This is a genomic window from Bacteroidota bacterium (assembly GCA_016706865.1).
Lineage (GTDB): Bacteria > Bacteroidota > Bacteroidia > Chitinophagales > BACL12 > UBA7236.
Genome location: JADJIS010000003.1, coordinates 1,491,315 through 1,513,088 on the forward strand (window position 1 = coordinate 1,491,315; position 21,774 = coordinate 1,513,088).

Here is a 21,774-nt window from a genome sequence, read left to right on the forward strand (position 1 = left end):
AAAATCTAAAAATTTGTATTTTTATTAAAGATTCTCCGTTGTGACGGAAAATAATAACCCGAATGATTAATTAAAACAAATTAAATATTATGAAAAAGTTACAGTTCAAAGTAAGCATCAATGCACCGGCCGCCAAGGTTTATGATTTTATGCTTGGTATTAGTAATAAATCAACTTATGAGCAATGGACTGCTATGTTTAACCCCACTTCTACCTTTGAAGGAAACTGGGTAAAGGGAGATAAAATGCTATTTATGGGAGTAGATGAGAAAGGAGAAAAGGGCGGGATGGTTTCCAAGGTAGCTGATAACATGCGCAACCAATTTGTTTCAATTCAACATTATGGAATTTTAAAAGCTGATAAGGAAATTACTGAAGGCGCTGAAGTGGAAAAATGGGCAAACGGATTTGAAAATTATACCTTCGAAGAGAACAATGGATCTACAACTGTAACTGTTGACTTAGATACTAATGAAGAATTTATAGATTATATGAACCAGACCTACCCAAAAGCGCTCGAAAAGTTGAAAGAAATTTGTGAAGAATAACAATTTCAAAAATATCTTAACTAAACAAAGAAAGATATATTGCCTTCAACCGCAGTAACCAGAAATTAGGGGTTCTATGGTTAAGCATCAATGAAAAATTTGGAAAATCTATTGGCAACTTTTTCCGGGAAATGATTTCCGGTAAAGATATTTTGAATAAAATTTTTTAAACCAAATAATTTATTAATCTAAAAAAATAATAACTATGGCACTAATTAACCCTCACATCAACTTCAACGGAAATGCCGAAGAAGCATTTACATTTTATAAATCAGTATTTGGCGGAGAGTTCGCAATGATCATGCGTTTCAAAGATATGGCAAGTCCTGAATTTCCGGTACCTGACAATGAAGCAAATAAAATAATGCATATTGCTTTACCAATTGGAAATAACGTTTTAATGGCTAACGACGTTCCGGAAAGTATGGGTCGGACCAATGAAAACGAAAACAGAAGTAAAATTTCCATAAGTGCAGAAAGTAAAGAAGAAGCCGACAAATTATTTAATGGCCTGTCAGCAGGCGGACAAGTTGAAATGCCTATTGCCGACAGCCCTTGGGGATCGTACTTTGGTATGTTCAGAGACAAATATGGAATTGAATGGATGGTAGATTTTGATCCGAAATATAAGGGGCAAATTTGAACAAAGTCATGTTCGCTACATTGCTTTTAGCGTGACTGTACTATCATCAATAATTTTATGTATATTTATACAAAATAAAAATTATTTTTTAAATCCTGTTGAAATGATCAATGTTTAGTTTCCAAACAATCCAAAAACAACCAAATGTTAAATAAAACTTTCAACCCATTTCCCATTTTGTCAACAGAAATGCTTACCCTCAGACAATTATCAATTAATGACGACAAAGAAATTTTTACACTGCGTTCTGACAGTGAAATAAATAAATATCTTGATAGAAAATTAAGCGAAAATATGGAGGATGCAAGAAATTTTATAAATAAGGTTAATGAGAATATCGATAAAAACGACGCCCTATATTGGGGAATAACTTTGCGTGACAAAAACATACTGATCGGGACAATTTGTCTTTATGGTTTTTCTGATGAAAATGACATTTGTGAAATCGGTTATGAACTTTTAACAGGTTTTCAAGGCCAGGGAATAATGATGGAGGCAGTTGAAAAAGTTATTGACTATGCATTCAACACAATTAAAGTTAAAAAAATTGATGCCTTCTTTCACAGAGATAACCAGCGTTCCATAAGTCTGTTGGAGAAATTTTCGTTTAAAGATTCAAACCTATATGATGAGATGGATCCGGATTTAATATGTTACCATTTGATAAATTCAATTTAAAATCTTAAATAAAAACATAATGGGAAAAGCGGTGCCATACTTCGTTACATTTGCTTTACAAATGATAGCACTATACTAAAGTGTAGCACTATACGATAGGATAGTAAAGTACAAATTACAAGACCCATAATAAAGTGATCGAAGAGTTAGGAAAATGGGGGATGTTTCATAGAAAAAAGATATTTGGAAAATGAAATATCAACTCCAACAATAGCCGAGCGATACCCAGGGCTGGAGTGATTCATTTGATAATTTTGTGCGGGATTTAACAGTTGTATTTCGTACTATTGTGTAAAAATATAATTACCTCAGCAGGTAATTTCGAAAAAATATCTATTATTGTAAAAAACAAATCAATAATTAACAACAAACAGTAAAAACTAGACAAATGAGAAAAATAATTTCCTTTATGCACATATCGCTTGATGGTTTTGTTGCAGGACCGAATGGAGAAATGGATTGGATCAAAGTGAATGAAGAAATTTTTGATCATGTAGGCAAACGAATAAGCCAGGGCGACACTTCATTATATGGACGAGTAACTTATGAAATGATGGAAAATTACTGGCCTACCGCAGCAGACAAACCCACAGCCTCCAATCACGATATCCAACATTCAAAATGGTATAAAAAAGTGCACAAAGTGGTTTTATCAAAAACAATGAATGACGAGGGGTTGAATAACACAAAAATTATCAGCCACAACCTTACAGAAAGAATAAATGAAATAAAACAACAAACCGGGGAAGACATCTTGCTTTTTGGTAGTCCCACAGCAACTCATTCACTTATGCAACTTAACCTGATCGACGGATATTGGTTATTTGTGAATCCAGTGATTCTTGGTCGTGGCATTCCATTGTTTATAGATATAAAGGAGAAAATTAAATTAAACTTGTTAACTACCCGACAATTTGATTGTGGGGTAACGGAGCTGAATTATGTTGTGGATAGATAATAAGAAGGAACTGATCATTGAGATGTGAAAGTTGTTCCTGTTACTTTAAGAGCCACCAAAGGTCCCAAAAAAAAAAGAAAAAAAAAAAAAAAAAAAAATTTTTTTGTTTTTTTGGGCCCCAAAAAAAAAAAAAGAAGGGGGGGGGAATTCAATGAAGGATCAGAACCATTCGTTCATGCCCAAAAGGGGTGTGGATGGGTGCTTAACCGAATCAGCACAAAAACAAAAGAACCAGCCTTAAAAAGGTAAGGCAAAGGGCCAGGAGAATTTGGCCCGCTTTGTTTGGTATTGTGGCCTTTATTTAACAAGAAAGAGGCTCATTTTGTGTAATATTTATAACAACCGATAAACTTTAAACTTAATTTTTATAGTAAAAATAAACAAAGGAAAATGACAAAATATCCTTCCCAAAATTTAATTTTTTTCGTGATCTTACTAGGGTTATTTCTAAATTCCTGCAATGGCCAGGTAAACACTAACTCCGCGAATAATAACACAAATACCTCAAAACCTATCCCGGAAATTATTGGAACTCCTCCCCCTCGGAATTTTCAAGCTGGCTCGGCTAGTGAAGATAGTTTGGTAAGCCAATATATCAGAACTATTTTTCAGGATTCAAAAGGAAATTACTGGTTCGGTCCGGCCGGTGAAAGCGTTGTAAGATATGATGTGAAAACATTAAGATACTTTGATAAAAATGAGTTTTTTAATGGCAATAAAAGTGTAAAGGATGATTATGGTAATAGTGTTCACGCAATTGCCGAAGATAGCGATGGGAATATTTGGTTTGGGACTTATATTGGAGCCATTAAATATGATGGAAAAACTTTTAGAAGTTATGACGAGGAAAATGGACTGAACAATATCATGATTGGTCGAAAATCCATTCTCATTGACAAAACAGGAAACATGTGGGTGGGAACCGATGGTGGGGTTTATCAATATGATCCGTCGGCGGATACAACAGGCGGAAAATGTTTTTCGTTCTTTGATATGCTTGGCCCTGTCATTATAAAAGATATTATGGAAGATAGATCCGGAAATATTTGGTTTGCTTCACAAAACAATGGTGTTTTTCGTTATGATGGGAAAACAATTATAAAAATTGCAGAAAAAGAAGCTTTAGGTGATAATTATGCAGGAGGTATGATTCAGGATAATATCGGCAATTATTGGTTTTGCATGAAGGGTGGAGTTTGCCGCTATGATGGGAAAAACTTTACAGAGATCACAACTAAAAATGGCTTAGGTGGAAGCGAAGTGTCGGGGATATTTATAGAAAAATCTGGAATGATCTGGATAACAGCAAGAGGCAGCACAACACGATATGATCCTTCTATCGACATTTCAAATCCGGAAGCATTCACAGTATTTACAGAAGAAGACGGAATTAATTGTTGTGTGCAAAGTATGTACCAGGATAAAGAAGGAAATATGTGGTGGGGTACTGGATCCGGACTATATCGATTTGATGGAAAACGTTTTTATAAGGTGAAACAAAATGGACCTTGGTAAGATGAATAATTTATTTACCTCTACCCTAATTATATTGAGAATTAATTATTTATAATTATACGTGATATGACAAAAATAATTGCAGCAATTAATATGACCATCGACGGGATTTTCGATCATACTGCAGGTATACCCGATGAAGAAATCCATGAGCATTATACGGAACTAATGCGCAATGCCGATGCTATCCTATATGGCAGGATAACATTTGAACTAATGAAATTTTGGCAAACTCTTTTGGAAAATCCTTCAGGGGAAAAATCCATGGACAACTTTGCTGTGGCTATTGACAAAGTTCCAAAAATCGTTTTTTCACATACGCTAAAAAATACTGAATGGGACAGTGCTAAATTGTCAAATAAAACACTTGAGGAAGAAGTTTTGGAATTCAAACAATCTCCGCAAGCCGAAGGTAAAAACGTTTATATTGGCAGTCGGAGTTTAATTCTACAACTAATGAAACTTAATTTGATCGATGAATACCAGCTTTGTGTTTACCCGGTTATTGCAGGAAGCGGTTTACCATTGTTTGAAAACCTACATGACAGGACTATTTTTAAACTAAATAGGACTAAAATTTTTAGCGGTGGCGCTGTAACGCTTTATTATACTCCAAAAAATGAATAATTGACCATATTTATAGATCTATAAAACTCTCCCTCCCTCTAACCCAATATCCTAAAACTTCGTATTTTTATTGAAATTTTCAATCGCCCAACATTATATTCGCAAAATACCAAATGATCTTCGTCATTCAAGGAAATAGTGCTAAACTCAAACTGCGGTGAAAGAAAAGAAATGACAAAAAAACATGAATAAAATAATTACCCTACTGTGTTTTTGCATTTGTTTGCAAATTACATACACACAAAACAACGATCCCGACACAGCCAAGGCTTCATTGACCAATTATAAGGATCCTGCAGAACGCTTTACTGCGACGATCAAATATTTAGAGACCTTAGACTCTTATGCAAGCAACTATATTGATTCATCACTTTGTGTTGAACTCCTGTTAATAGCTCAACAATTAAAAAATGATTCGTTGCTTGCGATCAGTTATGACTGGATCGGATATTATTTCGCTATGAGTAAAGGAGCTAATACCACCGCGCTTGAATATTATTTCAAGGCATTGCCACTCGCTGAAAAATATAACGACAAACGAAGAATAAGTTCAGTCTATTTTGACATTGCAAGTGTTTATTTTAACCTTAAAAACATAGAGGAGTATTTTAATATCACCCAGAAGGGCGGAAAGCACTTACCTGATAAATCTTCTGACAAATATGATTACATGTTGATCCAGTATCAACGAAATATCGGGGTTTCATATTATGAAAAAAATCAACTAGACTCTGCATTATTTTATGCTCAGGTAGCAGAACAAACCGCCGAACGATTAAAACTTCCCCTTTACAGAGCCCAAACATTAACTTTATTGGCAGTTATTTATTACAAAATGAATGAGCTGGAATTGGCAGAAATTTATTTTAACAAAGCAAAGAATTTGTCAGAAACTTTGGCTGTAAGAAAAGACGTTTTTTATAAGCGCTATATTCCATTTCTTATTGAGCAAAACAGGATGGATGAAGCAATTGCCAGCACCGAATATTTTTGGAATATTACTCGTGAAATGTAAAATCTTAACATCGAATTAATTGCAGCAGGATTTAAAAGACAACTGTTCGATAAATTAAATAATTCTGATAGTGCTTTTTATTATTCAAAGGTTGAGTCTCAAATAAGAGAATCTATTTTTAATCAGAATAATCAAAATACCATTCAGGCATTAGCGTTTAAAGAGCAACTCCGCATTATTGAAGAGGACGCCAAAAAACTGGAGGTAGAACAACAACGCAAACAAAATATTCAATATGCATTGATCGCGATCGGTATTGTTTTTTTCATTATATTGTTTTTTCTACTTAGTCACAGTATCATCATTACCGAAAAATGGATCTCTTTTTTTGGAATATTAGGTTTGCTGATCGTATTTGAATTTATCAATCTACTTATTCATCCTTTTCTGGAACGTATAACACATCATTCACCAGCCCTGATGTTAATTGCATTAGTGGTATTAGCCTCTTTGCTCATTCCAATGCATCATCGCATGGAAAAATGGATCAAGGAAAAAATGACGGAAAAGAATAAAAAAATTCGATTGGAAAATGCAAAAAAGACGATTGAGAAGCTGGAATCACAGATGTAAGGATATTTTTGTCGAACAGGAGTTTAATTAAACAACTAATGAAACTAATTTAATTGATGAGTACCAACGTTGTGTTCATCCGGTTGTTGCAGGAAGTGGTTTACCATTATTTGAAAATATGAATGACGTAACTATTCTAAAACTCATAAAGACCAAGACCTTTAGTGATGGTGCAATACTACTTTATTATGAACCGATAAATGAAAAAACAACAAACCATTAACATCATATCGTAAAGCAGAAGCGAATTGCTTCAAAATTTACAAAAATAAAAGAAATAATTTTGATATGAAATACACATCTTTAATAGCACTTTTTACTATGTTATACATTGGAGTAAAAGGACAATCGCATTTTATTGGTGTTAAATCAGGTTTTTCCTGGACAAATATTTCAAGTAATTCACGGGATTATATAATACAAAATAATTTTATTGCTGGAATTACATATGTTTACAAAGTATATAAAAATCTTTCTTTAGGATGTGAATTCCTTTTTGAAGAACGAGGTGGCAATATTTCAGTTTCTTTTACTGATGCAAATGGAAATCTGGAAGAACACTATACAATTCCTTATGAATATAATTATCTTTCATTACCTATTAAGTTAAGTTATACTTTCGGAGACATTTTTTTTGGTTACGGCAATATAGGTTTTTGTCCGGCAATTCTTAAAAAAGCTACAGTAACCTACCCTGAAGGGTATCTTGTACATTTTGTTGATCCATTTTTAACCATTCAACCAACATATTCAGAATATGACCTTGCAGGCCTAGGGGAAATTGGTATCGGATACAAATTTAAAGATAGGTTTTCAATAAATATGTCAGCCCGGTTTCAACATAGTTTCACATCCCTTATAGAAAATGAAGGTGAAAGGAATTTTGGAACCACCTTTGGACTCGGCCTTAAATATTATCTTTAAAATTAATTTTAACAGAATGAGCAAGAAAATGATCACAATTGACAATTATTTAGACTCTCATTATATACACCGAAGCAACTGGTTAAGAGCTGCAGTGCTTGGAGCAAACGATGGTATTATTTCCATTTCAAGTCTTGCGATAGGAGTTGCTGCAGCAAGTGCAAGCAGAGATCCAATTGTTTTGGCAACCGTTGCTGGACTTGTTGCAGGAGCTTTATCAATGGCCGCAGGTGAATATGTGTCTGTAAGTTCTCAAACCGATACAGAAAAAGCAGACATTGAAAGAGAAAAAAATGAACTAAATGAAATGCCGGAAGAAGAGTTGAAAATATTAGCACAGATATATGAGAAAAGAGGTTTAAAAAAAGAAACTGCAATGCAAGTGGCAATAGAATTAACTGAAAATGATGCTTTAGGAACACACATAAGAGATGAATTAGGTATAAACGAAATTAGTAAGGCAAATCCGATACAAGCGGCAATTGCATCAGGTGCTTCATTTACCGTTGGAGGTGTATTACCACTTTTGGTAATTCTTTTTGCACCCGTAGTGAGCATGGAATATTGGCTTTATGGATTCACTATAATTTTTCTAATTGTTTTGGGAACAATTTCCGCTAAAACCGGAGGTTCAAAAATTCGTATAGCAGTTTTGCGTATTGCTATCTGGGGTACAATTGCAATGGGTTTATCTGCCTTGGTGGGTTATCTCTTTGGTGTTAGAGTATAATATTAAATTATTCACTGGAGTATGAGGAATTACTAAATTCGCTAATTGATATTGTATGCCATTTTCTGGAAAAAAGAATTTCTGTAAAACCGGGCCTTTTTCAGCTTTTTCATATCCTAATTACATATGGCGAATTCAATGGTCATTCGGAGCAGGGTTATTATTCCCAGCGATAATTTCAGGCTCGGGCACAGAATATTTTTTTGAAGCAACTAATGATGCCGAGCAAGATTGGGTGATAAAATATTTAAGCAATAAACTAAAACATAAAAATTGATCTCATAAATCTTAAAATAATACTTCGTATATTTATTAACGATTTTCGTTAAATTTAGGTACGATCGCAAATCTGCATAATGTAATATGATATGCTAAAATCCATACAACAATGAAAAAATTATTGGCAATTCTATTTATACTATTAATTACCACCACTTATGGACAGGTTGATCTAACCGACAAATTCAGAGAACTGTTTAATGAGAACAGTTATGACGAAATTATAAGGTATAAACCTAAAAAGGATGAGGAGTTGACGGCAAAGGCACTTTATTATATTGGAATGTCCTATTATATGAAGACACAAGACAATGCCGCCATGAAGTATATTGATATGGCAATTGAAAAAGGCCCTGTCGACTGGGATATGTTTTATTACAAAGGAATGCTTTTATTTTATGCAGATAAATTTGAAGAATCGTTGCCATATTTCGATAAAGCTATAGTCATGTTACCCGACGAAACGGACTTTTATGCGGGAAAAGGTGAAGCATACTATTCAATGGAGAATAGAGATTCTGCTATTGTCTATTTTGAACAGGCAGCTAAACTTGAAAATTGTGAACCAAGGGTTTTATTATTTATGGGTGAGATCTATCAATACCAAAACAAAATTGAAAATGCTTTAACTGCCTATAAAACAGCATTACCTCAATTAACTCCAAATGACGATTCTCACCAGAATTGTTCCTTCAACGTGGGACTTATGCAACAACTTACCGAAAAGTTTCCGGAAGCAAGGGAAACTTTTGAAAAACATATATCCTTATATCCTACTGACTTTCATGCAATGGCGAAACTAATTCAGGTTTATTATTCACTTACTGAATTTGATAAGGCTATTCCCTATAAAAATATATTATATGCTGCACACAAATCAGATAAATTAAAAGAAGGAATGAAAGAAATGTTTTGTTTCGACCAGTTCTTATGGAATGATATGCGAGTTATGGCATTTGAGAACTTTGACGAAACAGGTGACTTTATGTTTGTAAAACATCATTTTTATATATTGGACAACAATGCAGATATATTATTTCGCATTGACTCCGAATCAAGTCCAGCTATCAGTATAAATGATCCAAATAGCAAATATGTTTTGTGTTTAGTGAAGGATGAATCACATTTTACTTACTGGCAGTATGTTTTCAATGACGATTACAAATATCCTGAATTAAAAGCAGCCGTTTTAGACATTTTAAATGACAAGGTGAAACCAAGCGCATCCTTTATTCCGGGAGAAAAAAATCATTAAGATTTTACAAAATTATAAATCTCATTTAAATGAACGAATACCCAAAATATTACACGGTTAAAATTTTTGAACTAAACTCAAATAAGATTACAAAACACAAATTATTTGTCGACAGAGCTCTCCATGCAACAAATAACAATATTATTTGGAGTGTGAAATTGGATTTCTTTGCACAAATATTAGAAATTAAGGATCAGTACCTCCTATCTGAATCGATTAATCGAATTAGAGAAATAATAGAGCCTGCTGGATTTAGGATACTTGTAAAATGTTCTGATCACGATGCTGCGCAATCAGGAATGTTAGCTGACATGACGAGTGGAACCATAATTTATAAATTGAAGGAAACTGACGCAAAAGGAAAATTTGCAAGGTATCATGTATTGGCAGAATCAGACATCAATTCCGTTGTTTCCCTTGGTGACCAAAAAACGAATAAAGAGAATTTTTATTCAAATTAACAAGGAAATGCAGCGACCAACAATTTCAGTTGAAAATTAATAATTAATTTTATTAAAAAGTTGAGTTTATAGCTAGTGAATGCAAGGATCAATTTTGGGAATAATTGTTACAACGAGCACTGCCGACTTGCAAATAAACCATTTTTATTTACAATAATTAACAGTTAAATTACTTAGCAAATGGAATTCGACCCAAGAAATAATATTGTTAAACTCTGCATTCACGGATTGGAGATGGAGGAAAAGGGCAATCAGGAAGAAGCAGGTAAATTATTTTTCCAAGCCTTTAACGAGGCGTCCTCAGATTTCGAAAAATATCTGGCTGCACATTTTGTGGCCCGCCACCAATCAAATGTTCATGACAAACTAAAATGGACCGAAACTGCCCTGGAGTTTGTTTTAAAAATAAATGACGATTCCGTTTCCGGTGCACTGCACTCTTTATATCTCAACCTTTCCAGGTATTATGAAGCATTAAAAGATCCTGTTAACGCAAAAAGGAATTATGAACTGGCAATTTCTTATAAGGAAAAAATAACGGATATCGGCCCCTTTTATCACGGAACAAAAGCAGATATGCAAATTGGGGATTTACTTACACCGGGAGGAATTTCTAATTATAAATCAGACCTAAAGATGAATCACATTTATTTTACCGCCTTGGTAAATGGTGCCGGGCTAGCCGCTGCATTGGCAAACGGTGATGGAACAGAACGGGTTTATATAGTTGAACCGACGGGGAGTTTTGAAAATGATCCCAATGTGACAGATAAGAAATTTCCCGGAAACCCGTCTCGATCTTATCGCACAATGTCACCATTAAAAATTGTTGGTGAAGTAACCGAGTGGTTTCGCCAAACCCCAGAACAAATCCAAAAATGGCGTGAAAAATTGGCAAATAACCAGGGAGAAATTATTAATTAATACTTTAGGTGTTCCTTTGATTATGACTCATCGGTATCAAATTGATAAATAAACCAAGAAAATTCGTCGTGGCAAAAAAGGCATTCAAATTAAAATGAAATGGAAAAAACATATACTGAAGAGAAAACGTTTAAAAAGTTTGATTTTAAAAACAATCCATTAACCAATGGGGAATATGATAATTGCAAATTTGTAGATTGCGATTTTTCGGATGTCGATCTTTCCTATTGCAAATTTACCGATTGCGAGTTTTCAGGCTGTAATTTAAGTTTGATCAAAATGGTAAAAACTGCATTTCAAGATGTAAAATTTCGAGATTGTAAAATGTTGGGACTTCATTTTGATAGTTGTAATGAATTTGGATTGTCGTTCAGTTTCGAAAATTGTATTTTAAATCTATCATCATTTTATAAAACGAAAATCAAAAAAACATCTTTCAAAAATACACAGTTACAGGAAGTGGATTTCACAGAATGCGACCTTTCAGATTCGCTATTTGACAATTGCGACCTTATGCGAGCAAATTTTGACAATACTAATATAGAAAAAGCAGATCTTCGCACTTCCTATAATTATTCTATAGACCCCGAAATTAACAGGATTAAGAAGGCTAAATTTTCTATTCATGGAATTTCCGGACTTTTAGAAAAATATGATTTACTAATTGATAACACAATTTAATATGCAACCAAGAATAGAAATCCTGAACGAAAAAAAGTTAATCGGCAAACATATCTCCATGAGTTTAGCCGTAAACAAAACTGCTGAACTTTGGAAAAGTTTTATGCCAAGACGAGCAGAAATAACGAATAACATTTCCAACAACTTAATTTCCATGCAGATTTATTCCCCAAACTATTTTGTAGAATTCAGTCCGACAAACGAATTTGAAAAATGGGCTACAATTGAAGTGACAAATTTTGATAACGTTCCAGGTGATTTGGAAACGATCATTTTACATGGTGGTTTATATGCAATATTCGATTACAAAGGTTTGAATACTGACAGTAGCATTTTTCAATACATCTTTGGAACCTGGCTTCCGAATTCCATGTATTTGCTTGACGACAGACCACATTTTGAAGTATTAGGAGAAAAATATAAAAATGCAGACCCAAACTCTGAAGAAGAAATATGGATACCAATTCGACATAAATGAAAATTTTCTGCGATAAAAAAGTAGCTTCTCATATCAAAATAAATTGTCAGTACCGAGTTCCAACAGTTATTTTAGGTATAGAGGCCTCAATAATATCAAGATCAGCTTGCGTTAATTCCACCTTTAATGCACCTAAATTCTCCTCCAGTCTATGAATTTTTCTAGTACCGGGAATGGCTGTTATCTCATTATTTTGACTTAAAATCCAGGATAAGGCTATTTGCGCTTTAGTTACTCCTTTGTCTCTTGCCAATTGGTCTACAACCTTTACAAATTGGATATTTTCTTTAATAGCCGCATCAGTAAATCTGGGATTGCTTAACCTAAAATCACCATCCTCCATATCTGCACGACTTTTAATCGCCCCCGTTAAAAAACCACGACCCAAAGGACTGTATGCTACAAAAGTGATTCCGAGCTCTTTACAAACTTCAAAAAGTTCTTGCTCCGGTTCACGACTCCATAAGGAATATTCCGTTTGAAGAGCCGTTATCGGATGTATTTTGTGAGCTCTTCTTAAAGTTTCAGGATCAGCTTCAGACAATCCTAAACATTTCACTTTCCCTTGTTTGACCAAATCAGACATTGCACCAACTATCTCCTCAATCTCTACATTCGGATCCTGGCGATGCATATAATACAAATCAATAGAGTCGGTACCTAAATTTAATAAACTTTGATTGCAAGCCTTCATAATATATTCCGGTTTGCCATTGAGTCCAAGCCATTCTCCTTTTGGTCCTCTCATCACACCGAATTTAGTTGCCAAAACAACAGCTTCCCATCTACCTTTAAAAGCTTTTCCAATTAACCTCTCATTTGCACCACTCCCATACATGTCGGCTGTGTCAAAAAAATTAACACCAAGATCAATTGCTTTATGCAGAGTATTAATTGATTCCGCTTCATTAAAAGACCCATAAAACTCCGACATACCCATACAGCCCAGACCTATGCGGTTCACTTTAATTGTACTGTTCCCTAAGATGGTTGAATTAATCATATTATTTACTTTTTGTTTAGCATCACAAAGGTCAATCATTACCTTTAAAGATGGTTTGTAAATAACAATCCACTATTTGCAAAAATCAATCAATTACGAAACTTTAATGGAGAAAGGTGTGTCTGCTTTTTGAAAAAATTAGAAAAATGGGCAACTTCATCAAAACCTAAAGTAAAAGCAATTTCCGAAACATTCCATTGCGTTTGTTTCAGCAATATTTTTGCTTCTTCAGCAATTCTGCCATTAATAATTTCGATGGTGCTTTTGCCGGTTGTTTCTTTCAGCACTTTATTAAGGTGATTGATATGAACACCTAATGTTTTGGCGAAATCAACCGGAGCTTTGAGTTGGATCACCTGAGCAATATTTTCTATTGGGAATTGTCTTTCCAATAATTCTATAAACAAAGAAGAAATTCTACTTGCTGCATTGGTAGAGGAATCTACACTTTCCATCGGCTGTAATTTCTGTCCTATAAGTACAAGTTCCATCACATAATTTCGTAACAGATCATATTTATATACATAGTCAGATGACAATTCTGTATCCATTTTCTTAAATATCAGTTCCATTTCACGGTATTGTTTATCATCTAACTGATATACAAAATCGCTGGTCGATTGAAATATCGGTAACTCATCAATTACTAAACCCGTTTTCGATTTCGACAAAAATTCCTTAGTAAACACACAGAAAAAACCAGATTGCTCCTTGGTTTGTGGGGTATATCGATAAGGAATTTTTGGTGTGGCAAACAAAATACCTTGTTTACCTATTAATACTGTTTTGCCGGCATACTCCACTAGATTTTTACCTTTGATCAAACTTATTTTGTAATACAATCTTCGGTTGTAGGTCATATCTGACTTTTTATTACCACTATAATAAAACTTGGCAGTATCAAATACATTAAAATGCCCCAAGTTATTTGAGCCATGGCTTTCCAAAAAGTTTTCCAGCTGATATGCACTATCGCCAAAAATTTCCTTATAAAATTCTATTATGCTAACATTTCCCATTTTTGTAAAATTCAAATAATTACAAAGGTATGAACTTAATACTGTTTTTTTATGGTATAAACCAGCCGCCGAATATATACTGTTTGAAAATGTGGAACCATAATGCAATTTAAATCAGAAAAAACAGAATTGGCCAGACCTTAGAACTACCAACCGATAATAGGTTTAACGTCTTAATAAAATTTTGTATCTTTAAAAAACCATTCTTTTTTACAAAAAGTTATTTGTTCTCACCGCCAATTTGAGTTTTGAAAATGTAATTCTTCTATGCTTAAAATTAATACTGAGATCCTGATCAATTCACCTGTATCCCTTGTCTGGAAACATCTTTCCACTACTGCTCTTGTGCAAAAATGGATAGGAGAACCGGAAATGAATATACAAATTATCACCGATTGGGAAGTAGGATCTCCAATTATTATTAAAGGATTTCATCATATTAATTTCATCAACCAAGGAACGATTCTGAAATTTGAACCAAATAAAATATTACAGTATAACCAATTAGATTCCATTTCGAATCTCCCCGATATGGAGGAAAACTATTCCATATTAACTTTTCAATTGTCGTCAATTAATGATCAAACATTGTTACAAATAGATATTGAAAATTTTCCGACCGAAACAATTTATAAACATTTGAATCTTTACTGGAGAACCACAATTGAATTAATAAAACATATTATAGAAAACGATTAGACAATAAAACAAGATTGATAGAATTTCTATCCCTTCTTTACAAACTTACAAAGTATCACAATTGTTTGTTCATTTATTTTACCTTCTATTTGCTCTGTATTATCAGATACTAATTTTATCTTTTTTACTATCGTTCCTTTTGCAGCTGAAAAACTCGTTCCCTTTACATTTAATGCCTGGGTTAAAACAACGTTATCGCCATTTTCAAGCGTATTACCAAAAGCATCTTTGTGCACAGGTGCCACTTCAAAAATACTCATTGCCCATTTCTCCGTCTTTTCATCCAAATCAACAGAATTCAAAATTCCATCAGCCCACTCCTCCCCTTTGTATTTCTGCAGAATTCTATAACTCAAGGCCTGAACACTTGGTTCGGGATTCCAGATGCTTCCTTCAAGGCATCGCCAATAATTGCCGTTATTATTTTCCGTTATCGATGTTAAACAAATATCACAGATTGCAACCTGGTCTTCAATGTTATCGCCGTTTGCAGGGCTTACTGTATATTCATGAACCGCAGGTAGTTTACCGCACAATTCACAGGTTCCAAAACAACGGTCATTCAATTCTTTATTCATACTCATTTCAGATTATTTTTCAATTTACGCAAATGTATCACTATTGCGTGAGATATTTCTGAATGATTAATTAGTTGATATTACACTGGAAATACACAATTTCGCAACTGGGGGTGTTGTAAATTTAAAGTTTAGTTTATACCTTCATCATTCCATACCCAAACAAACCGCCAAAAGGTTTTGTGTTGAAATAGTTACCAGTTTCCCGTAAATACCAAAAGCATTCTATACAAATTTTAAAATTAATTCAGATGGCAGAAAAAAAATCTAAACTGGCAGTTATAAAAACCACTGAAAACTCAGCCAGCGTTGAAGACTTTTTAAACAATGTGAAAGATGAACAAATGCGAAAGGATAGCTTTGTAATTCTGGAAATGATGAAAAAAGCAACCGGAGAAGAACCAAAAATGTGGGGCAGTTCCATGATAGGCTTTGGTAATAAACGATATAAAAGTCCCGCAACCGGAAGAGAAGTGGATTGGATGATCATTGGATTCTCTCCACGCAAGTCAAATCTTTCTCTACACCTTACCATGAATGTTAATAAGCAGGCGCCCGACCTTAAAAAACTCGGAAAACATAAAACCGGTGTTGGTTGCTTATATATAAATAAACTGGACGATGTGGATCTGAAAGTACTTAAAGGAATAATTAATGCATCGTTGGAAAAGAAATAATGTTTTTACTATTAATTTAGAATTTAAAAATCATCCTCATATCTTAAATTGACCTATGAAAAAAATTACATTTGTTCTGATTACACTTTTATATTTGAATTCATGCCAAATTGGAGAAGCAGATCAAACTGTTGAAGTTGATAATAAATATTCTCTTGTTATTCCTTCCTTTTTGAATGAGGTGGATAATTTGAATGAACAGGCTTCCCTTCAATACCAAAACCTGCTGAGGTCTTTTTATATTATCGCGATAGATGAAACAAAAAATGAAATGCAAAAGGCCTTGGTACAAGGTAATCTGTTAGATGTTTATGCAAATGATATCCAGGGATATTCCGACTTACTATTAGCTGCCTTTGAACAAAGTGTTGCCATTTCGGAGAAATCTGAAATTGTTGATACGCTGGTAAATAATATGCCAGCCAGATTAGTAACCATAAAAGGCCGTGTTGAAAATATAGACGTATTTTACTCCTTAGGATTTATAGAAGGCAAAACCAGATATTATCAGATTTTAGCCTGGACAGTAAAAGGTAAAGAAGATCAGTATAAGGATGAAATGAATCGCATCATGTATTCGTTAAAGGAATTATAAGTGTTGATCACCGGCACCGATAAAGCTGAATGAGGTATATGAATGTGAATCGTTTTTCCAAATTACCAGCTCCAAATTACTTTATGGCACATTTTGTATCATTTCAGTTTAACAGAATAACGAAAGGCTCCTTTTTGATTTTTTTGCGATTAATTTTTATGGGATTAGCCTTTTTAGTGAAATCCTTATCAGCACAAACTCTTTTATCTTCGGAAGAAACTTCATTAAATTTAAATAAGATACATGGAAACTGGAATTTTATTTCGATGTGCGGAGATAGCTCACTTTTATTTGTAAATAATGCGAAGTATTCTAGCGATTTATCAATTTATTTTTATTCTGATTCCTTAATTTATTGGAATATACCCTTTGACCGTCAAACTTCATGTCACGGAGGCTCCAATCAATATCAAGTTGCTTATTACCTGAATGAAGATACCTTGTTTATTGAGGATGAATATACATGGATACCCGACCAAATTAGAGCTTGTTTTAAAATAACATTAAAAGGTGATACCGGTTTATGTTTAACCCGAATAAGAACATTACCCTCTGTTTATAATCATTTCCGGTGGAATATTTTTTATGCATCATCAAAGGCGTTATTTGAGTGGGATAGTGTTGCATTACAACAAGGCCCAATGCAAAATGCATTTTGGGAGGAAAAAAATGATTCGCTGCTGCTGCTTTATCAATGTGATACCTTAGTTGCAATCACACATCCTGATACTTGTAACTATTCAATTATCACTATTTATCATCCCAAGGGTACATGGCAACAACCTCTTAACGAAATAAAAAATATACCGGGATACGTGCAATTCAATCAATTTCGGATCATCGGCTATCCATTAATGTTTCGTTCAGGATATGGCAATTATATTTTTTTATCATCCAAACTCAATGGTTTACCAGATAAATATAATGATGTATATCTCAGTTTCTATCTTGGTAAAGATCTGGAGGAGGAATGAACTAATTACCATTTATAGTTAAATATTTATTTCTTCGGTTCTATTCTCATCGCAAAAAATTAATTTTCCTCACTACCCAAAAACCGATCCCGAAGGGATCATATGTTTATAGTAAGGTTCAACCCATCCCACCGACCCCGAAGGCGGTCGCATGTGAAAAACTCAATATGAATCGCACATATGCTATAAAACAATGAATATTATTTGCAATTTATCCTATCCAATCAAATAAATATTCCGGTTTGTGCTCTATTTTATATTTGTTTAAAAAACCGATATATTCATCTTTAAACGTTATTTTTTTATGATGTTCCTTTTGGTTTAAAATATACTTTATTACCGTATCTAAACTCGAATGACTGTATGAAAAGGCGCCATAACCTTCTTGCCATTGGAATTTATATTTACTAAATTTTTTATCTTTTATAAAATCGTTTGATGATTTTTTAATTTCCCTGATCAGATCGGATAAACAACAGGATGGTTTCATCCCAATTAAAAGATGAATATGATCAGGCATACCATTAATAGCGATCATTTTTTGCTTTTTCTCTTGAACAATCCCAGTGATATATTTATATAATTCTTCCTCCCAATCTGATGAGATCAATGCATTTCTGTGTTGCACTGCAAATATTGTTTGAATGTAGATTTGTGAAAATGTACCAGCCATAATTTAATTTTTTGGAAATAAACAAAATGATTTTGAATTGCGAAAATAAAACAGTAATTTAATTATTATGATTTTTTGTTTGTGAATACATTATTATCAGGAAAGTAATTTAATTAAATTATCTACATTTTCAAGCGTGTATTGAACAAAGCCGCTTAATAAATTTAAACGATTATTTTTTTTGAAACGACTATTTGGGATTTGAAACAGAAATATACATGTCTCCTCCCAAAATAATTAATTTTTCTCCTATCTAATACCCGATCCCGAAGCGATCACATGTTTATAGAAAAGCACAATCGACAAACACCGACCCAGAAGGTGGTCCTATGTAAAACCTAATATAAATGGAACATCTATAATTTTAAAGATGTTGATATAATTCCACTTTTGTCGCAACCTAATGGAATTCTTAGATGCGACCTCCTTCGGGGTCGGGGAGCATTTTGGCCTGTAGTTCTATAAACATTTGACCCTTTCAGGGTCGTGATTAGGATTATAATTTGAAAATTTTTGCCTTAATTGACAATTCAAGCACATTGATTAATATTAACATTTATTCCATCCATATTTTTTTTCAAAAAAAGTGTTAAAAAATTTGCGTAGTCAAATAACTACATATACATTTGTAGCCAAATAACTACATAATGAATATCAGACGCGACATTTTTCAAGCCATTGCTGACCCCACCAGGAGAGCGATCTTACTGCTACTAGCCACTCAAGCCATGTCTGCGGGAGCAATTGCATCCAATTTTGACACTGCCCGGCCTACAGTTTCTAAACATTTACAGATACTTACGGAATGCGAGTTATTGGCCCAGGTGCCAAACGGAAGAGAAATTTATTACCATTTAAACATACAAAAAATGAAAGAATTAGCAGAATTTATTGAACCATTTCGCAAAATATGGGACGACCGCTTTAATAAATTGGAGTCCGTAATGCAACAATATAAAACCAAAAAATAAATGAATATGGAACGTAAAACAAAAATTGATGCCGAAGAAGGCAAGCAGGATCTAACAATTACCAGAGAATTTGATCTCCCGGTAGAATTATTATACAAAGCATATGCTGAAGCCGAAATTGTTGCACAATGGATGGGCACAAAAGTATTGAAACTGGAAAATAAACAACATGGTTCCTATCAATTTGAAACATCCGATAATCATGGAAATGTAGTGTTTCAGGCAAATGGAGTAATCCATGAAGTGGAAGAGAATAAAAAGATAACCCGAACATTTAAAATGGAAAACACCCCATTTGATGTGCAGTTAGAATTTTTGGAATTTGAAAAATTGACGGAAGAAAAAAGTAAACTAACTATGCTTATAGTGTATAGATCAGTTTCACTCAGAAATCAAATGTTGGCTTTGCCATTTGCACAAGGTTTAAATATGGCACATAATAAATTACAAGATATCGCTAACAAATTAAAATAAATGTATGTCAAAAAGAAATAAAATAATCTATTGGATAGCAACCCTCTGGCTCTCATTGGGAATGATGTCAACAGGAATAGTACAATTATTAAAAGTAGATTCTGAGATAGAATTTATATTGAATATGGGTTATCCTGTATATTTTTTAACCATTATCGGTATTTGGAAAATATTGGGTGTGATAACAGTTCTTTTACCAAAATTTCCATTGATAAAAGAATGGGCGTATGCAGGTTTTTTCTTTTGTATGTCGGGTGCTATATTTTCGCATTTAGCATTAAACCATACTTTCAAAGAAATTGCCCCTCCCCTGTTATTGCTAACGCTTACTGTTATTTCGTGGTTTTTCAGACCCGAAAGCAGAAAAATAATGGTCAAGAATGTTGAATAAATAAATTGTAATTAATTTAGTGGTTGTATACTTGAATTTATGAAATATATTATATGAAAAAGTTAACTAATATAAAAAAGAAAATTTCATCGACACAAAGTGATGAACTTCTGCAAACTTTGAAAACGCGTTTTAATAAAAATATGCAAAGGCATAAGGGATTGGATTGGGATAAAGTGCAAACAAAACTGGAATCCAACAATGAAAAAATGTGGTCTTTGTTTCAAATGGAAGAAACAGGTGGCGAACCGGATGTTGTTGATCACGACAAAAAAACAGGAGAATATATTTTTTATGATTGTTCTCCTGAAAGTCCTAAGGGGCGCAGGAGCATTTGTTACGACCATGAGGCATTGGAATCTCGAAAAGAACATAAACCTGCTGATAGCGCAAAAGAAATGGCGAATGACATGGGAATAGAGGTATTAAATGAGGAAGAATATAAATACCTGCAACAATTGGGAAATTTTGATACTAAAACATCGAGCTGGATAATAACACCTGCAAATATCCGAAAGCTAGGTGGTGCTCTTTTCGGTGATTACCGTTATGGAACGGTTTTTATTTATCACAATGGCGCAGAATCCTATTATGCGGCAAGAGGTTTCCGCGGATCTTTACGAGTTTAAATTAAATGAATGTACTACAATAAATATAAAATGAATCCAAAAACCGATTTTTACTTCAATAAAAATAACAAATGGCAGGAAGAGATCAATAAACTGCGAATGATACTTCTCGACTGTGAACTAACGGAAGAATTAAAATGGGGTGTTCCTTGTTATACTTATAAAAAAAGTAATATCGTTTTAATTCACGTATTTAAAGAATATTGCGCTCTTTTATTTTTTAAGGGTGTTCTATTAAAAGATACCAAAGGCATACTGATCCAACAAACGGAAAATGTGCAATCTGCGCGACAAATCAGGTTTACGGATCTAAAACAAATTGTCAAACTGGAACGCACCATAAAAACATATGTATATGAGGCAATAGAAATAGAAACTGCCGGTTTAAAAGTGCCAATGAAAAAGACAAAGGAATATGATATTCCGGAAGAGTTTCAAATTAAATTAAAAAAATCATCTGCATTAAAGGAAGCATTTTATGCACTTACACCCGGCAGACAAAGGGGCTACCTGCTTTACTTCTCCTCGGCGAAGTTAGCCAAAACAAGAGAGGATCGGATTGAAAAATATTCCAAACAAATTTTAGCAGGAAAAGGATTGGAGGATTAATAAAAAAACCTAATACTTCTTAGATCGGAATGTGAATTTTCCATAAACACAATTAAAACATATATCCACCTATATTATTTAACGATAAGTGAATTAATATCCCCTAAATATCAATCCCCGGATCCACGAATGACGAATCACGATTCACGTTAAAATTTATCGTTATTTCCTAACTCCATTTGATCAATAATTA

The 21,774-nt window shown here is 33.6% G+C and carries 28 protein-coding genes; 24 read left to right on the forward strand and 4 right to left on the reverse strand.

Annotated elements, in window-relative coordinates:
• Positions 1-89: 89 nt before the first annotated feature.
• The 15 genes from IPI31_15770 to IPI31_15840 all read left to right on the forward strand — a co-directional run bounded on the left by IPI31_15770 (position 90) and on the right by IPI31_15840 (position 12,289).
• The gene (locus IPI31_15770) at positions 90-548 is read left to right on the forward strand and encodes an SRPBCC domain-containing protein (protein MBK7569277.1); all 459 of its coding nucleotides are present in this window, start codon (positions 90-92) and stop codon (positions 546-548) included.
• Positions 549-753: 205 nt separating this feature from the next.
• On the forward strand, positions 754-1,191 hold the full coding sequence (locus IPI31_15775) for a VOC family protein (GenBank protein MBK7569278.1): 438 nt from the start codon (positions 754-756) through the stop codon (positions 1,189-1,191).
• A gap of 144 nt (positions 1,192-1,335) precedes the next feature.
• Positions 1,336-1,869: a GNAT family N-acetyltransferase gene (locus IPI31_15780; GenBank protein ID MBK7569279.1), complete on the forward strand. Its 534-nt coding sequence runs from the start codon at positions 1,336-1,338 to the stop codon at positions 1,867-1,869.
• Between the two features lie 388 nt (positions 1,870-2,257).
• Positions 2,258-2,827: a dihydrofolate reductase family protein gene (locus IPI31_15785; protein ID MBK7569280.1), complete on the forward strand. Its 570-nt coding sequence runs from the start codon at positions 2,258-2,260 to the stop codon at positions 2,825-2,827.
• Positions 2,828-3,217: 390 nt separating this feature from the next.
• Positions 3,218-4,342 (forward strand): regulator, encoded by a 1,125-nt coding sequence (locus IPI31_15790; protein MBK7569281.1) that lies wholly within the window; start codon positions 3,218-3,220, stop codon positions 4,340-4,342.
• Positions 4,343-4,408: 66 nt separating this feature from the next.
• Positions 4,409-4,969: a dihydrofolate reductase family protein gene (locus IPI31_15795; protein ID MBK7569282.1), complete on the forward strand. Its 561-nt coding sequence runs from the start codon at positions 4,409-4,411 to the stop codon at positions 4,967-4,969.
• A 184-nt stretch (positions 4,970-5,153) separates the two neighbouring features.
• Positions 5,154-5,984 carry a hypothetical protein gene (locus IPI31_15800; protein MBK7569283.1) on the forward strand — a complete coding sequence of 277 codons (831 nt, stop codon included), beginning with the start codon at positions 5,154-5,156 and terminating at the stop codon, positions 5,982-5,984.
• Positions 5,985-6,224: 240 nt separating this feature from the next.
• Complete coding sequence (locus tag IPI31_15805) at positions 6,225-6,557, forward strand: hypothetical protein (GenBank protein MBK7569284.1); 333 nt, start codon at positions 6,225-6,227, stop codon at positions 6,555-6,557.
• A gap of 288 nt (positions 6,558-6,845) precedes the next feature.
• Positions 6,846-7,481 (forward strand): outer membrane beta-barrel protein, encoded by a 636-nt coding sequence (locus IPI31_15810; GenBank protein ID MBK7569285.1) that lies wholly within the window; start codon positions 6,846-6,848, stop codon positions 7,479-7,481.
• Between the two features lie 28 nt (positions 7,482-7,509).
• Entirely contained in the window at positions 7,510-8,211 is a 702-nt protein-coding gene (locus tag IPI31_15815; GenBank protein MBK7569286.1) for a VIT family protein, read from the forward strand.
• Between the two features lie 388 nt (positions 8,212-8,599).
• Complete coding sequence (locus IPI31_15820; protein ID MBK7569287.1) at positions 8,600-9,745, forward strand: tetratricopeptide repeat protein; 1,146 nt, start codon at positions 8,600-8,602, stop codon at positions 9,743-9,745.
• A gap of 29 nt (positions 9,746-9,774) precedes the next feature.
• Complete coding sequence (locus tag IPI31_15825) at positions 9,775-10,206, forward strand: hypothetical protein (protein MBK7569288.1); 432 nt, start codon at positions 9,775-9,777, stop codon at positions 10,204-10,206.
• A 180-nt stretch (positions 10,207-10,386) separates the two neighbouring features.
• Positions 10,387-11,130 (forward strand): NAD(+)--rifampin ADP-ribosyltransferase, encoded by a 744-nt coding sequence (gene arr, locus IPI31_15830; GenBank protein MBK7569289.1) that lies wholly within the window; start codon positions 10,387-10,389, stop codon positions 11,128-11,130.
• A 99-nt stretch (positions 11,131-11,229) separates the two neighbouring features.
• Positions 11,230-11,811, forward strand: coding sequence for a pentapeptide repeat-containing protein (locus IPI31_15835; GenBank protein MBK7569290.1), 582 nt, complete (start codon positions 11,230-11,232; stop codon positions 11,809-11,811).
• 1 nt (position 11,812) lies between these two features.
• The gene (locus IPI31_15840) at positions 11,813-12,289 is read left to right on the forward strand and encodes a GyrI-like domain-containing protein (protein MBK7569291.1); all 477 of its coding nucleotides are present in this window, start codon (positions 11,813-11,815) and stop codon (positions 12,287-12,289) included.
• A gap of 46 nt (positions 12,290-12,335) precedes the next feature.
• Here the strand turns inward: IPI31_15840 and IPI31_15845 are convergent, their stop codons facing one another.
• Positions 12,336-13,292, reverse strand: coding sequence for an aldo/keto reductase (locus tag IPI31_15845; GenBank protein ID MBK7569292.1), 957 nt, complete (start codon positions 13,290-13,292; stop codon positions 12,336-12,338).
• A gap of 89 nt (positions 13,293-13,381) precedes the next feature.
• Entirely contained in the window at positions 13,382-14,311 is a 930-nt protein-coding gene (locus tag IPI31_15850) for an AraC family transcriptional regulator (protein ID MBK7569293.1), read from the reverse strand.
• Between the two features lie 267 nt (positions 14,312-14,578).
• On the opposite strand from IPI31_15850, the gene IPI31_15855 reads away from it, so the two are divergent.
• The gene (locus tag IPI31_15855) at positions 14,579-15,010 is read left to right on the forward strand and encodes an SRPBCC domain-containing protein (GenBank protein ID MBK7569294.1); all 432 of its coding nucleotides are present in this window, start codon (positions 14,579-14,581) and stop codon (positions 15,008-15,010) included.
• Positions 15,011-15,036: 26 nt separating this feature from the next.
• Here IPI31_15855 and IPI31_15860 read toward each other — a convergent pair whose 3' ends face one another.
• On the reverse strand, positions 15,037-15,588 hold the full coding sequence (locus IPI31_15860) for a PhnA domain-containing protein (GenBank protein MBK7569295.1): 552 nt from the start codon (positions 15,586-15,588) through the stop codon (positions 15,037-15,039).
• 251 nt (positions 15,589-15,839) lie between these two features.
• Here IPI31_15860 and IPI31_15865 point away from each other — a divergent pair, with 251 nt between their 5' ends.
• The 3 genes from IPI31_15865 to IPI31_15875 all read left to right on the forward strand — a co-directional run bounded on the left by IPI31_15865 (position 15,840) and on the right by IPI31_15875 (position 17,834).
• Entirely contained in the window at positions 15,840-16,265 is a 426-nt protein-coding gene (locus IPI31_15865; GenBank protein ID MBK7569296.1) for a DUF1801 domain-containing protein, read from the forward strand.
• 55 nt (positions 16,266-16,320) lie between these two features.
• The gene (locus IPI31_15870) at positions 16,321-16,860 is read left to right on the forward strand and encodes a hypothetical protein (protein ID MBK7569297.1); all 540 of its coding nucleotides are present in this window, start codon (positions 16,321-16,323) and stop codon (positions 16,858-16,860) included.
• A gap of 83 nt (positions 16,861-16,943) precedes the next feature.
• Complete coding sequence (locus tag IPI31_15875) at positions 16,944-17,834, forward strand: hypothetical protein (protein MBK7569298.1); 891 nt, start codon at positions 16,944-16,946, stop codon at positions 17,832-17,834.
• Positions 17,835-18,045: 211 nt separating this feature from the next.
• Here IPI31_15875 and tnpA read toward each other — a convergent pair whose 3' ends face one another.
• Positions 18,046-18,507 carry an IS200/IS605 family transposase gene (gene tnpA, locus IPI31_15880; protein MBK7569299.1) on the reverse strand — a complete coding sequence of 154 codons (462 nt, stop codon included), beginning with the start codon at positions 18,505-18,507 and terminating at the stop codon, positions 18,046-18,048.
• A gap of 647 nt (positions 18,508-19,154) precedes the next feature.
• On the opposite strand from tnpA, the gene IPI31_15885 reads away from it, so the two are divergent.
• From IPI31_15885 to IPI31_15905, 5 genes are read left to right on the forward strand one after another with little or no spacing between them, the layout of a single operon-like run.
• Complete coding sequence (locus IPI31_15885; GenBank protein ID MBK7569300.1) at positions 19,155-19,478, forward strand: winged helix-turn-helix transcriptional regulator; 324 nt, start codon at positions 19,155-19,157, stop codon at positions 19,476-19,478.
• A gap of 6 nt (positions 19,479-19,484) precedes the next feature.
• Positions 19,485-19,952 (forward strand): SRPBCC domain-containing protein, encoded by a 468-nt coding sequence (locus IPI31_15890; protein ID MBK7569301.1) that lies wholly within the window; start codon positions 19,485-19,487, stop codon positions 19,950-19,952.
• 4 nt (positions 19,953-19,956) lie between these two features.
• Positions 19,957-20,343: a DoxX family protein gene (locus IPI31_15895; protein MBK7569302.1), complete on the forward strand. Its 387-nt coding sequence runs from the start codon at positions 19,957-19,959 to the stop codon at positions 20,341-20,343.
• Between the two features lie 53 nt (positions 20,344-20,396).
• Entirely contained in the window at positions 20,397-20,972 is a 576-nt protein-coding gene (locus IPI31_15900) for a DUF4256 domain-containing protein (protein MBK7569303.1), read from the forward strand.
• A gap of 30 nt (positions 20,973-21,002) precedes the next feature.
• A complete protein-coding gene (locus tag IPI31_15905; GenBank protein MBK7569304.1) occupies positions 21,003-21,581 on the forward strand; it encodes a YdeI/OmpD-associated family protein in 579 nt (192 codons plus the stop codon).
• Positions 21,582-21,774 lie beyond the last annotated feature (193 nt).